Source organism: Micromonospora sp. B11E3 (genome assembly GCF_039871625.1).
Lineage (GTDB): Bacteria > Actinomycetota > Actinomycetes > Mycobacteriales > Micromonosporaceae > Micromonospora.
In genome coordinates this window covers 25,663-39,278 of record NZ_JBDPMC010000017.1, presented here as the reverse complement: position 1 = coordinate 39,278, position 13,616 = coordinate 25,663, and the positions used below count along the sequence as shown (strand labels likewise).

At 68.7% G+C, this 13,616-nt stretch carries 11 protein-coding genes; 6 read left to right on the top strand and 5 right to left on the bottom strand.

All coding sequences use genetic code 11. From position 1 onward, the window contains the following. The first annotated feature begins 276 nt into the window (after positions 1 to 276). The 6 genes from ABGB16_RS11835 (at position 277) to speB (ending at position 6,610) form a co-directional block, all read left to right on the top strand. A complete protein-coding gene (locus tag ABGB16_RS11835; RefSeq protein ID WP_347668049.1) occupies positions 277 to 1,929 on the top strand; it encodes an aromatic amino acid ammonia-lyase in 1,653 nt (550 codons plus the stop codon). 31 nt (positions 1,930 to 1,960) lie between these two features. After that, positions 1,961 to 2,302 carry a hypothetical protein gene (locus ABGB16_RS11830; RefSeq protein WP_347668048.1) on the top strand — a complete coding sequence of 114 codons (342 nt, stop codon included), beginning with the start codon at positions 1,961 to 1,963 and terminating at the stop codon, positions 2,300 to 2,302. Positions 2,303 to 2,334: 32 nt separating this feature from the next. After that, complete coding sequence (locus ABGB16_RS11825) at positions 2,335 to 3,798, top strand: class I adenylate-forming enzyme family protein (protein ID WP_347668047.1); 1,464 nt, start codon at positions 2,335 to 2,337, stop codon at positions 3,796 to 3,798. 330 nt (positions 3,799 to 4,128) lie between these two features. Then, positions 4,129 to 4,587: an S-adenosylmethionine decarboxylase gene (locus ABGB16_RS11820; protein ID WP_347668046.1), complete on the top strand. Its 459-nt coding sequence runs from the start codon at positions 4,129 to 4,131 to the stop codon at positions 4,585 to 4,587. Between the two features lie 403 nt (positions 4,588 to 4,990). Beyond that, on the top strand, positions 4,991 to 5,269 hold the full coding sequence (locus ABGB16_RS11815) for a DDE-type integrase/transposase/recombinase (protein WP_347668045.1): 279 nt from the start codon (positions 4,991 to 4,993) through the stop codon (positions 5,267 to 5,269). A gap of 273 nt (positions 5,270 to 5,542) precedes the next feature. Then, positions 5,543 to 6,610: an agmatinase gene (speB, locus tag ABGB16_RS11810; RefSeq protein WP_347668110.1), complete on the top strand. Its 1,068-nt coding sequence runs from the start codon at positions 5,543 to 5,545 to the stop codon at positions 6,608 to 6,610. Positions 6,611 to 6,832: 222 nt separating this feature from the next. Here the strand turns inward: speB and ABGB16_RS11805 are convergent, their stop codons facing one another. The 5 genes from ABGB16_RS11805 to ABGB16_RS11785 all read right to left on the bottom strand — a co-directional run bounded on the left by ABGB16_RS11805 (position 6,833) and on the right by ABGB16_RS11785 (position 13,588). Further along, positions 6,833 to 8,242 (bottom strand): condensation domain-containing protein, encoded by a 1,410-nt coding sequence (locus ABGB16_RS11805; RefSeq protein WP_347668044.1) that lies wholly within the window; start codon positions 8,240 to 8,242, stop codon positions 6,833 to 6,835. Between the two features lie 288 nt (positions 8,243 to 8,530). Further along, positions 8,531 to 9,304 carry a M12 family metallo-peptidase gene (locus ABGB16_RS11800; RefSeq protein ID WP_347668043.1) on the bottom strand — a complete coding sequence of 258 codons (774 nt, stop codon included), beginning with the start codon at positions 9,302 to 9,304 and terminating at the stop codon, positions 8,531 to 8,533. 323 nt (positions 9,305 to 9,627) lie between these two features. Continuing rightward, positions 9,628 to 10,893: a condensation domain-containing protein gene (locus tag ABGB16_RS11795; RefSeq protein WP_347668042.1), complete on the bottom strand. Its 1,266-nt coding sequence runs from the start codon at positions 10,891 to 10,893 to the stop codon at positions 9,628 to 9,630. Next, a complete protein-coding gene (locus ABGB16_RS11790) occupies positions 10,890 to 11,066 on the bottom strand; it encodes a hypothetical protein (RefSeq protein WP_347668041.1) in 177 nt (58 codons plus the stop codon). The genes ABGB16_RS11795 and ABGB16_RS11790 overlap by 4 nt, the downstream gene beginning before the upstream one ends. Before the next feature lie 53 nt (positions 11,067 to 11,119). Continuing rightward, on the bottom strand, positions 11,120 to 13,588 hold the full coding sequence (locus ABGB16_RS11785; RefSeq protein WP_347668040.1) for an SDR family NAD(P)-dependent oxidoreductase: 2,469 nt from the start codon (positions 13,586 to 13,588) through the stop codon (positions 11,120 to 11,122). Between the last annotated feature and the right edge of the window lie 28 nt (positions 13,589 to 13,616).

The following is a 13,616-nucleotide window of genomic DNA, read 5'->3' as shown; positions in this document are numbered from 1 at the left end:
TATACCAGCACACCCCAACACTCGACCTTCGACAAGTTGACAACGCTGGGCCGAAAAACTATCAGCTGAAATCAGATCGTGGATCCAGGATCAGTCTTATTTTCCGGGTCTGACCACTTACAAGTCGATGTAGTGTTGGGTTCTGCGCAATTGACTCAGATTAAACTCGTGTATTCTACGTGCCGAGTGGTAACCCGGCCGCTGACGTATGGAGTGCGCGCCTGCGGCCGGGCTCTGCCCGTTCAACCTGAGTGAATTCCACCTGGAGGGTATTTGATGAACAAGGGGTTGCAGTTGCAGGCCGACGAAGCCGTACCCGAAGACAAGGGGCTTATCCTCGGCTCGGACGGTCTTACCGTGCGGGGTGTGGCTGAATTCGCGCGGCAGCCGCTCGGCACGGATGTCCGCTTGGACAGCGAGGCAGAATGCCGGATTGACCGGTCCGTGTCGCTCATGCATAAGCTCATCGCGACCGGTCGGCCGATGTACGGGATTACCACCGGGTTCGGCGACAGCTGCTTTCGGCAGATCAGCCCGGACAAGATTATTGCGCTGCAGCGCAACCTCATCCAGTACCACCTCAACGGCAGCGGCGACCTGGCCGCACCGGACGTGGTGCGCGCCACGATGCTGGTGCGGGCCAACTGCCTGGCGCGCGGCTACTCCGGCGTGCGCCGCGAGGTCATACAGCTGCTGGTCGACTGCCTACGCCACGACATCCTTCCCCTCATTCCCGAGCGCGGGTCTGTCGGGGCCAGCGGCGACCTGGTGCCGCTGTGCTACCTGGCCAACGTGCTGACCGGGGCCGGTGAGGTCTCCTTCGCCGGACGCGTGGTCCCCGCCGCCCAGGCCATGGCGCAGTGCGGGCTGGAACCGGTCGTGCTCCAGGCCAAGGAGGGGTTGGGCCTGATCAACGGCACGTCGTTCATGTCCGGTTTCGCCGTGCTGGCCGCCTCGGACGCCGCGGAGTTGGCCGTCGTGGCCGACATCTGCACCGCGCTCGGCATGGAGGCGCTGCTGGGCAACCGAGGGCACTTCGAACCGTTTATCCATGCGCAGAAGCCGCACCCGGGGCAGATGCTCAGCGCCGCCCGCATCCACCGTCTGCTGACTGGGTCCGAACTGACCCGGGACGACCAGCAGGTGCTCCAGGCCAACCCCGAACTGGGTGACAACCGGTTCCTGGAGCTGGAGCACCCCATCCAAAACCGCTACTCCCTGCGCTGTGCCCCGCATGTGACCGGAGTCCTGCACGACACCTTGGCCTGGGTGAACAGCTGGGTCGACATCGAGATCAACTCCACCAACGACAACCCCCTGTTCGACCTGGACGCGGACACCGTGCGCAATGGGGGCAACTTCTACGGCGGCCACATCGCCCAGGCGATGGACGCCCTCAAGGTCGCCGTCGCCAGCGTGGGCGACCTGCTCGACCGGCAGCTGGCGCTGGTGGTGGACGACAAGTTCAACAACGACCTGACCCCGAACCTCATCCCCCAGATCACTGACCCCGACCAGACCGGGCTGCACCACGGCTTCAAGGGTACGCAACTCGCCTGCTCCGCGCTGGCCGCCGAGGCCCTCAAACTGGGCAACCCCGCCTCGGCGTTCTCCCGCTCCACCGAAGCCCACAACCAGGACAAGGTCAGCATGGGCACCATCGCCGCCCGTGACGCCCGAACCGTGGTGGACCTGGTGCAGAACATCGCCGCCATCGTCCTTGCCGCGCTGTGCCAGGCCGTGGAGCTGCGCGGAGCGGACCGCCTGGCCCCCGGCACCCGGGCCGTCTTCGACCTGGTGCGCGAGCATGTCGCGTTTCTTGACCAGGACCGGCGCCTGGACCGCGACATCGCCGCCGTCCGCGCCCTCATCCGCGATGGTGCCGTGACCGCTGCAGCCGCACCGTACCTGCCAACTCTCTCAGCTTGACTTTTAGGAACCATCGGAAGGGGCGGCAGGAATGTCGTCCCAGCAGCTGTACCACGGTGACACCGAAGTATCACGAAAGGAACAGCAGCCTGCCATGGACCATGTACCGGACGCGCTCGCCACGGCCATCGCCAGGGAAATGGGGAACATTCTCGTTCGTCAGCCGCTCGGCCTGATGGACGACTTCTTCCTGGCCGGCGGTGATTCCTCGCGCGCTGTCGAGCTGATCACGCGGCTGGTCGAACGGTGCGCCCTGGGTGACGCCGAGGCCACCGACCAGCTGCATGCCGCACTGACCCTTGCCATGTTCGACAACGCGAGTCCGGCCGCTATCGCCGAGGCCATAGCCAAACAGACCATCGAGAGAAGTTGACACCGCCGATGACCAGTATCGTACCGACCGGCATGGTGGCGGACCGGCTGCGTTCGCACGCCCGGCGTGCGGGTGGCCGGATCGCCGTACGCACCCGGTCCACCACCGGTTGGTCCGCAATGACCTGGGCCGAGCTGCGGGACGCGGCCCTGTCCGCGGTGGCGAACGTCACCGGCCCGGCCCGGCCGCGCGGCCCGGCCATCGTTCTGGTGGACAACACCCCCGCCTCAGTGGCCTCCCTGCTCGGACTGGCCATGGCCGGGGTGGACATGCTCCTCATGGAGCGTGAGAATTCCTATCTGCATGACGAGCGGTCGGTGGTCAACCGCCTCCCCGCGACCGACCTGATCTGCCCATCCGACGTGCAGCTGCCGAGGGCGGGACTGGCGCAGCGCACCTTCAATGGTCTCATCGCCGGCCCGCCGGCCACCGACCCGCCTCGGGCGGAACACCCCGGATCGGCGATTCTCCAGCTCACCTCGGGCTCCACCGGAGAGCCGAAGATCGTCCGGCAGACTCTCGGGAACATCCTCACCGGCGGCGCCCTCCACCGGGACCTGCACCGGGTCACCGAGGCGGACACGCTCTTCGCCATGGTGCCCCTGGCCCACTCCTTCGGCCTGGTGGGTGCACTGGCGACAGCCCTGGTCAGCGGTGCCGGCCTGATGACGATGAGCCGGTTCACCCCCGGCGCCGTCCTGGAGGGCCTCGACGCCGGAGCCACCGGGCTGCTGGGCACCCCGCTGGTCTACGAACTGATCTCGCCGGTCCTGCCCCGGCGTACAGCCGACGCCCGGGCACGGTTCGCGCTGTCGTCCGGCGGTCCGCTGGCACCACGAGTCGGCGAGGCCGTCGGCGAACGACTCGGCGTGCCTGTCCACCAGGTCTACGGCAGCACCGAGACCGGTTTGCTCGCCTGTCAGTACGACCGGCCCGAACCATGGCCCGAGAACTGCGTTGGCACGATGGCACCCGGCGTGGAATGGCGCGTGCGCAGCCACGAAGGCCGCTACGCCTTGCAGGGGAGAGGACAGCTGCTGGTGCGCACCACCACGATGTTCCTCGGGCACGAGGGGGACCGCGGCTCCCCGTTCCGTGACGACGGTTTCTTCGAATCCGGGGACTTGGTCGAGGTGGACGCGGTCGGCCATGTCACCGTCCTGGCCCGCAAGGACACCTTCGTCAATGTCGGTGGCAGAAAGGTCAACCCGCGGCGAGTGGAGCGGGTCGTCGCGGAACACCCCGGCGTCCGCGAGGTTTTTGTCTACGGCGGGACCGCCCGCGCTGGCGAAGAGGAGATCCACGCCGCCCTGGTGCTTGGCCCGGATGCCGGAACCGGCGATGTCATGGAGTTCTGCAGGACCCGCCTAATGCGGTATGAAGTCCCGCACCACGTTCATGCCCTCCCCTCCCTGCCCCGCACCGGTATGGGCAAGGTTGACCTCTGCAGGCTGCTGGAGATCGTGGCAGCGGCAGAGAAGAGAACCAATGACTGAAGCCCGTGGCTCCGAAGGAAACCAGGACTCACCCTGGGATCACAGCAGAACCTTCATCACTCTTTCAGAGAATTGAATCATCCTCTCGCATAAATCTTGACATGGAGGTAATGAATGTGACTTAAGTGAAGGCCAAGACGGCGGAGGTAACTGTCCCCCTCGACGGAAAGAGTCTTGGCATCGCCGGTGTGCGACAGGCAGTAGAGGCTCGTGTGGCGTGCGCCTTGGCTCCCGACCCTCCTATGGCGCGTGAATCATCGCTCTATGCGACCCGGCCTGAAGGCTCAACCGTGAAAATCGCCCCGAGGAGCGTTGAAAGAGAGACGTTCGATGATCTACAGTTCGGAAGATGCGGTGAACCACAGTCATCCGGCCGCTGCCCTGCCGCACCAGCACCTGATCGTTCGAGCTGAGGTGGAGTCGGCTCCTTCGGACCCGGACTACATCAAGGTCTGGCTCACGAATATCATTAGGGGGATTGGCATGAAATTGGCGGTTGGTCCCGAGGCGAACCCGATCGCATACTACTGCGAAATTCCCGGCAACCAGGGATTGACCGGGGTGGCGATCCTCGAAACTAGCCACTGTGCGATCCACGTCTGGGACTCGGCATCCCCTCGGCTGGTCCAGTTTGATTTGTACACCTGCTCTGAAATCACTGTGCCAACGGTTTTGAAATTTCTTGACGAGTTCCGGCCGAGGCGGATTGAGTACAAGTTCATAGATCGAGAGTTTACTCTCAGAGAAGTGGACAGTTCAGGGATAATTCAAAGTCCTGGTGATCATTGATCAGTGCTGGTCAGGTAATGCCGAAAAGGTCCAGCGGCCGGGTGAAGGGCAGGGCTGATTCAAAGTGGCGTTGTCAACTTGAGTGGTGGGGTGGGTGGGTGGGATTGACCTTCGAGGTTGTTGATCTTTGGGGAGAGGCTGGTTGTGGAAGCTGAGGTCCCGTCGTACAAGGGGTACCGGTTCCCGGGTGAGGTGATTGCGCACTGCGTGTGGCTGTATCACCGCTTCCCGCTCAGCTTCCGTGAGGTGGACGAGCTCGTGCTCTCCCGTGACGTGGTCGTCTCGCACGAGACCGTGCCGCAGTGGTGTGCGAAATTCGGGCCCGCATGCGCACGTGGCCTGCGCCGCCGCAAGGCCCGGCCCGGGAACACGTGGCATCTGGACAAGATATTCGCGAAGATCAATGGGGAGCGGCAGTACCTGTGGCGGGCGGTGGACCAGCGGGAACGTCCTGGACATCCTGGTGCACTCCCGACGCAACACCAAGGCCGCGAGGTGGTTCTTCCGGAAACTGCTGAAGAAGCAGTGCGCTGTGCCACGGGTGCTGGTCACCGACAAGCTCGGCAACTACGGCGCGGCCCACCGGCAGGTCATGCCCTCGGTGGAACACCGCCGGTCGAAGTACCTGAACAACCGAGCCGAGAACTCGCACCAACCCACCGCCAGCGCGAACGCGTCATGAAGGCTTCCCTCACCCAGCCGCGCCCAGCAGTTCCTGGCAGTGTTCAGCGCGATCTCACCGCACTTCCGCCCCCGACACCACCGCATCACCGCACCCGAGTACCGAGCCGAGACAACCGACCGCTTCACCACCGGGAACCAGTCACAGGCCTGTCCACAGCGGCCTGAGCACCACACCGGACACAGCCCCACCAGACCCCAGCACGCCCCAACACTCGACCTTCGACAAGTTGACAACGCCCAGCGAAGGATCACCGTGCGCACCTCCCGTACCATGTTCGGCCCCAACATCACCTTCCTCGGAGTCGAAGCCTGTGACCTCGACGACCCCGATAGCTACGCGAACGCCGACATCGTGATCGTCGGCGCCCCCCTCGACGCCGGCGCTACCTACCGCTCCGGAGCCCGCTTCGGGCCGTCCGCGATCCGCCAGGCCTGCTACCTCCCGCAGGACGGCTCCCGCCCGAGCCTCGCACTCCGCGTCGACGGCCTCACGAGCCTGAAGGTGTACGACGCGGGCGACGTCGAGATGTTCAACGGCAACATCGAGGACTCCGTCACACGAATCGAGGAAGCCGTCTTCAAGATCGCTGCCTCCGGCGCGATCCCTATCACACTCGGCGGCGATCACACGATCGCCTGGCCCGACCACACAGGCGTCGCCCGCCACCATGGCTTCGGCAAGGTGTCGATGATCCACTTCGACGCCCATGCCGACACCGGCGACATCCAGTTCGGCTCACTCGTGGCCCACGGCACCCCGATGCGCCGCCTCATCGAATCCGGAAGCCTGCGCGGCGACCGCTTTCTCCAGCTCGGCCTGCGCGGCTACTGGCCCGACGAGCCGATCTTGAACTGGATGGCGCGTAACAGGCTCCGCTCCTACGAAATGACGGAGATCGTCGAGCGAGGGTTCGAGGAGTGCCTCACGGAGGCGTTCGCCACCGCCGTCGACGAGTGCGAGGGCGTCTTCCTCTCCGTCGACGTCGACGTCGTCGACCCGGGCTCCGCCCCTGGCACCGGCACCCCAGAGCCCGGAGGACTCTCCTCCCGCCAACTCCTGGACGCCGTCCGCCGTATCTGCTACGAACTCCCCGTCGTCGGCATGGATGTCGTCGAAGTCTCCCCGCCCTACGACCAGTCCGACATCACCGCCCTGCTCGCCAACCGCATCGTCCTCGAAGCCCTCTCCGCCATCGCCCGGCGCCGCAAGGACGCACGCGACGGCACGACTTGGGACCGCACGCAGCCCCTGCTCGCCGGACGAGCCGCCGACGAACAGCTCGAACACATCACCAAAGGCAAGGTCGGCGGACATTCCCGCCCCCCTCACACCCACTGACGCAACCCGCGTCGGCAACACACGATTTCCACGGCGCCGGACCCGCGACCGCCCTCACAACAAAAACTGCCAGGGGAGCGCCTCGGAGGGCGGTGGGGAGCCAGCCAGGTCAGCTCCCCACCGCCACCGCCTAGTCGGTGGTTTGTTGAGAGCGACCGAGGATAGGCGCTACTTCAGGCGGCGGACCTGTGGCCGGGTGTCCCACCGGTAGAGGTTTCGGGCCTACCTGTGCACCATCGACGTCACACCGCAGACCGCGCCCACCTCCTCCGGCCGCAGCTCCCGGTCGACGAGCGCTACCAGAAGCCGCTCCACGCCGAGCAGAAACTGATGAATCTCCTCCGGCAGTAGCACCTGGGTGTCCGTGCAGAGCACCATTCGGATCCAGCCCGGCACCTTGTCCTCGATGACTATGAAGAAGTCCTCCGCATCCCTAAAGGAGTCTGCGGCGACGACGGTGTCGGCCATGGCGGCACGGACAAAGCCGGCGTCCACGGCCGTGGCGCGTCCCGGCACCTCCCGTGCCCGCCGTATGTCGTTGAAATAGCAGGACAGCGAGAGCTCGGCGCCCCGTTCCCTCCCGGCGGACCGGATCAGCTCCCCGACCTGGTCGGGGTCGTACACACCGTTGCTGTAGGCAGTCATGGATGCGGCCAGCGCGGCGCGCACCACCTCGCCGAAGGTCTCCCCCGTCAGGTCGAGCGTGACCAGGATCTCCTGCTGCAGATTGGCAACCGCACCGCGCAGTTCGGGAGCGAAACGGTTGGCGACCAGCAGCCGGATCGCACATGCGGGCAGACCGGCGAGATGGCCGAGCAGCAGGGCCACCGCGGACAGCAGGACCGCGGAGGTACTGGTCCGGTACCGGTCGGCGAGCACGGGAATTGCCATCGCCACCGCCTTGGATTCCATGGCTGCGCTGTAGAACCGCGGTGCGGACGGCTCGTCGCGGCGGTAGGGGAACATCGTGGTCGGCGCCTGCGCGAGCTGCCGCCGCCAGTACGCGTGCGACCTGGCCAGGGCCTGCTGCCCCCGCGGTGAGCGCTCGTACGCAGCCTGTTCGACGGGCTGTCGGCAGGCAGGGGGCGCAGGCGCTGGCTGTCCCGATACACGCGCAGACAGCAGCCGGGTCAGTTCGCTGGCCAGGAAGCGCAGCGACATCAGGTCCGCGACGAGGTGCGAGATGCCCAGGGAGGCCAGCACCGGGACGTCGTCGGACAGGATGACCAGGGACCGGAACAGCGGACCCGTCTGCAGGTTGAAGCTGCGGTGCCGCAGGCTCTGCTGCCAGGTGGCGGCCACGGTCTTCGGGTCCTCCCCGGAGCCTGCCCGCCGGATGTCGGTCTCGAAAGAGCCGGTCCGCAGCACCCGTTGCATCAGCGCTCCCGTCTCGTCCCGGTGGAAGGCCGTGCGTAGCGACTCATAGCGGTTCACCAGTTCCGCGAGCACGGCAATCACATCGTCCACCCCGCCCGGTTTCAGCAGTTCGACCGGGTAGACCTGGTCGTAGAACGTCGAATCCGGCATAGCGCGCTGGATCAGCCGCCACATGTCCCGCTGCGCGCAGGTGGCCGGCGCGGTGACGGAACGCCGCCCGGAGAAGGGGACTTGACGCCGGAGGGATTCGGTCATAGTTCTCTTCTTTCAGTACACTGGGGCAAGTCGAGGCGATGCGTTCTCGCGTGGTGAGATGCGTTCCCGCGCCGTCTGTCTCGCGATCCGAGAGTCCGGTGACTGGCCGGTGAGTTAGAGGGCGTTTGATCTCGGTATGCCACACGTCCCAAAGTTGCATAAGTGGTCACACTGGATGTTGGGGTTCAGCGAATTGCGGCTTGCGGGAGTAGCGTAGCCCTATAGATGCATCGATCTTCAAATCAAACGAAATCTATGGCGGATGCCGCCATATTTCGTTCACTGAACTCAGTAGTAGCGCTCCAACAGGTTGAAGTCGTCGGTGTTCGGGTACCGTTGCGAGCTGCGGTACGTGTACACGCAGCTACTGGTTGACGTGTTGTGACCCAGGCCGAGCACGTGCCCGAGTTCGTGGCAGGCGGTGTTCCAGCGCTCGTACTCAGTGCCGCTGTAGTAGGTGTTCAGCCGGACCGTCGCGCCAGTGTAGTAGGTTCCTGCGGCGTTGAGGGTCCGGCTCGTCTCACCCGTCCAGCCGGAACTGTAGTTTCCGCTGTAGACATGGACGCAGTGGATCCCACCGCCCGGGCAGCCGGAGCTCGGGATGCGGTATACCGAGTCGATGCCGGAGGTCTCGTTCCACTTGGTCACCGAGCGACCGACAGGCCACTCCGAGCTGGAGTGGTCGATGAAGTAGACCTGCGGCCGCAGGTAGCCGTTGTACGCCCAGCGGACGAAGCACGTCGCCGATGACGGCCAGGTCCGGGCGGTCCCGGACGAGCATGCCTCGACGAGCACACCCATGTCTGATTCGTCGGCGATGGTGACGTCCGGCACCCCCCGTGCCGTGAGTCGCGCAGCCAGATCCTCGGGAGTAACCCCTGGTGCAGGCGTGTAGGCGGTTTCGGTGATCGTGCCGTCCGGGTTTTTCTGCACCGAGACCACCATCGCGTCCCGGCCCGGCGTTGGCGGAGCGCCGACGGCTTGGGCGGTGGAGGTGAGGGCGACAACGATGGTGCCTGCGGCCGCGAGGAGGACCGCGCCGATGGATCGGCCTGTCTTCACATGAACTCCCCATGTCGAGCTTCACGCACGGACGGTGCGTCGTCATCCAAATCTGCCAGACGGCATAGGGAGAAATAAATGCGATGCGGCAAGATCGATTATTGTTGTCAATATTCTTACTTTCGGTGGCGACGCGGGGCGGCCTCGCTGCCTCTCCAAGACTTCAACAAGCTCGTAATGCAACCGGATCCAGAGGTACTGGTACGGCAGTGCCGGCTCGTGATCAGGTGAAATCGCGCGCGCAAGATCGTCTAGCCGGACGTGTCACCCGCGCCCCGAGACCGATCTGTCACGGGCGTCCTGAGACTGTTTGCGCCGGTCGGTCAGGCCGGGTCCGGCCCGGGCCAGGCGTCCGGCTCGGCCAGGGCGCGGCGCAGCAGCGCACGGTACCGGGCCACCGAGCGGGTGACGGTGGCGGCGTCGAACAGCGCCGTGGCGTACTCGACCGTCAGCGACAGCCCGCCGTCGTCCGTCCCGCGCAGGTACCACAGTTGGTCGGCGCGGGCGCCGGCCAGCGGCACGTCCCGGGCCGGCGCCGGCGCCAGCCCGGGCAGCCGCAGCACCGGGTCGGGCATGTCGAGCATCGCCAGGTACACCCGGGGAGGACTGCCGGCGAAGGCCTCGCCGAGCGCCTCGGTCTGCACCTGCCCGGGCACGGACTGCATGGCCAGCATCTCCCACGTGGCGGCGGCGGTGCGTGCGACGGCGTCGTCGAACGTACGCGCCCCGCGCAGCTCGACCACGAGCCACGGGGACTGGGTGAACACGCCCACCACGTCCGCGAAGCGCGGATCGGCCCGGTTGGCCACCGCGGAGGTCAGCGGGACGGTGGACGCCCCGGTGACCTCCCGCACCAGGACGGCGAACGCGGCGGCGAACACGACGAACGGCGTCACGTTCCGGCGCAGGGCGTAGCCGGTCGCCGCGTCCAGCAGGTCGGTCGGGACAACCTCGGTGACGTACGCGCCCGCGGTCGACCGGCTGGCCCCGCGGGGCCGGTCGGTGGGCAGCCGGATCGGCGTGACGTGCGGGCGGACCCGATCCGCCCACGCGCGCACCATGTCACGGGTGGACGGCGCGGCCAGGAGGTCGCGCTCCCACCGGCAGAAGTCGACGAAGTCGGCGGCCAGCGGTGGCAGGTCGGCGGGTTGCCCGGTCTGCGCCGCCCGGTACAGCTCGCCCAGGTCGCGGACCAGCACCTCGACCGACCACCCGTCGACGATGCCGTGGTGCACGGCCAGCGCGAGTTCGTGCCGGCGTCCCGGGTCGGCGGGGTCGTCGACCCGGGCGAGCAGGGCCCGGAACGCCGGCTCAGCCTCCAACCCGAACGGCGCGGCGCAGAAGTCCTCGACCGCGGCGTCCAGCCGGTGCGGCGGGACGGCCGGCGCGGTGCACGCCACCTCGCCGGCGTCGCCGGCCAGCCGCCGGAGGATGTCCGGCTTGAGCCGGCGCATGGCGTCGATCAGGTCGTCGGTCAGCGCACCCGCGGGCGCGTCGAAGTCGAGCGCCGTACCGCGGGCGGCCAGGACGACCCCGCGGGCGCGCAGCAGCCGGAGCAGGCCGTCGACGTCGGCGGGCGCGCCGGTCACAGGGTTCCCCGTACCCGTTGGGCCTGCCCCGCGCCCGCGCCGTCGCCGGCGGCGGACCCGTTGCCCGGCCGGTCGTGCCCGGCGGCGGGCCCGGCGCCCCACCGGTGGTCGGCGGCGGGCTCCAGGTGGCGGGCCATCGCCCGGATGGTGGGTTCCTGGAGGAACTCGAGCACCCCGATCGTCTCGCCCAGCTCGGCGGCGACCCGGTGCAGCAGCCGCAGCGCCGTCAGGGACGTGCCGCCGAGCTGGAAGAACGTGGTCTCGACGCCGAACCCGTCCCCGCCCAGCTCCGCGCGCCAGATGTCGTGCAGCCGGCGCTCGAGCGGGGTCCGCGGAGGCGCGGCCGGGCCGTGGCCGGCGCGGGCGGCCCGGTCCGGCTCCGGCAGCGCCGCGCGGTCCAGCTTGCCGCTGGCGAGCACCGGCAGCGCCGGCATGAGCGCGCACACCGTGGGCACCAGGTGGGCCGGAAGGCGTCCGGCCAGGGCCCGCAGCAGCGCGTCGGCGTCGAGGTCGTCGCGCGCCGGCACCACGTACGCGGCGAGGTACGGCTCGTCGCGCTCGTCGCGCCAGGCGCGTACGGCGGCGTCCCGGACCCCGTCGAGCCGTCGCAGGTGGTGCTCGGCCTCCCCGGGCTCCACCCGGAGGCCCCGGATCTGCACCTGCGCGTCGTTGCGGTGCAGGAACTCCAGGTGCCCGTCGGGGCGCCAGCCCACCACGTCGCCGGTGCGGAACGTGCGCCCGTGGCCGCCGTCTCCGCGTTCATGCCGACGCCACGCCACCCGGTCCACGTCAGGCAGGTGATGCTCACCTGCGGGTCCAGGTGCTCGCACAACGCCTCGAGGAACCGGTTGGCGGCCGCGTACGCGCCCGTGCCGACCAGCGGGATCAGCGACAGCAGCGACGAGAACGCCACGAACCTGCTGCCCGGCCGCCGCAGCAGCAGCCGGGCCAGCCGCAGCGAACCGTCGACCTTCGCCGCCGTCCCGGCCCGCCACCGGTCCGCGTCGAGTTCCGCGAGCGGGCACAGCTCGTACTCGCCGGCCAGGTGCAGCACGCCGTCGAGCGGCGCGCCCCAGGCCCGCTCCGCCGCCGCCACGGCGTCCTCCAGCGCGGTGTCGTCGGTGACGTCGGCCCGGGCGTACCGCATTCGGCCGCCGTCGGCGATCTCGGCCAGCGCCCCGGCGAGGTCCCGCGCGGCGGTGCGGCCGACGACGAGCAGCCGCAGGTCGAACGCCGCGGCGAGGTCGCCGAGCACCAGCCGTCCGATGCCGCCCAGGCCACCGGTGACCAGCCAGCGGGACCCGCAGGGCAGCGCCGGGGGCCCGGCGACCGGCTCGGCCCGCTCGAGGACACGGACGAGCGGTCGGCCGCGCCAGGCCACCACCGGCTCGCCGTGCGACCAGCCGGCCGCCGCGACGACCGTCTCGGCGTCGTCGGACACGTCGTCGCCGGGCAGGTCGAGATGCCAGGCCCGCACCTGCGGGCGCTCGACGCCGAACGTCTCACCGAGCGCTGCGGCCAGCGCGGCCGGATAGCAGCCCGCCTCGTCCCCGCGGATGCGGTGCAACCCACGGCTGAGCGTGATCAACGTCCCGGTCCAGCCGGCCTCGGCCAGCGCCCGCTGCAACCCCAGCAGCCCGGGTCCGCAGATCCGGGCCGCCTCCTCGGCCGCTGCGGCGTCGTCCACCGCGCCGCGCCGGCCGGCCCGGCGGTGCCCCCGTCCGCGTCCCGTCCGGCCGCGTTCCCGCCCGGCGGCTCGGCGGCGTCGGCCGGTCCCGCCCCGGCCGCGTCGCCGTCCGGCGGCTCGGCGGCCACGTCGACCAGCATCCAGTCGGGGGCGGCCCGCCGCAGCGCCTCGGCGAGCCCCGTACGGTCGGCGACCACGAGTGTCGGGGCCGTCCACCGGCTCCCGGGGCAGCAGTCGGGGGCTCCACGCCGGACGGTAGAGACAGTCGGGGTAGGTGCCGGGGGCGGCGTCCAGAAGCTCCACCCGGCGCAGGGCCGCCTCGTACCCGCCGGCCAGCAGCCGGCCGCGCATGCTGGTGCGCTGGATCTTGCCGCTGGTGGTCTTCTCGAACCGGTCCCGCTCGACGGGCACCAGCTGCGCGCCGCTGATCTGCAACCGTTCCGGCAGCCGCCGCCGGATGCGGGCCAGCAGCTCCGCGTCGACCGGGCCGTCGGCGACGAAGAGCACCACCATCCGCTCGGTGCCGTCCGGGCCCGGCGCGCCGACGGCGGCGACGAAGCTGGGGGCCACGCCGTCCACCCCACCCACCACGTCCTCGATCTCGTGGCAGAAGTAGTGGACCCCGTTGACGATGATGACCTCCTTGCCGCGGCCGGTGATGGTGACCCGGCCGTCGGCGAGGAACGCGAGGTCCCCGGTGTCGAACCAGTCCCCGTCGGGGAAGGCCGCCCGGTTGGCCTCGTCGTTGTGCAGGTAGCCCGGGGTGACCCGGTCGGAGCGCACCTGCAACCGGCCGACGTGCCGCTCCGGCAGCGCCGTCGTCCCGTCCGGTGCGGCGATGCGGAAACGCGCGCCCGGGGCAGGGGGCCCCATGCTCAGGAACGTGGTGGTGCCGGGCGCCGCCGCCGGGTGCAGGCGTACCCGGGTCGCGCCGTCGCGCAGCTCGGCGTGCTGCACGGCGTCCGGGCCGAACGGCTGGTAGCTGATCGCGGTGCACGTCTCGGCCATGCCCCAGGCCAGCAGCAGCGTGGCGGCT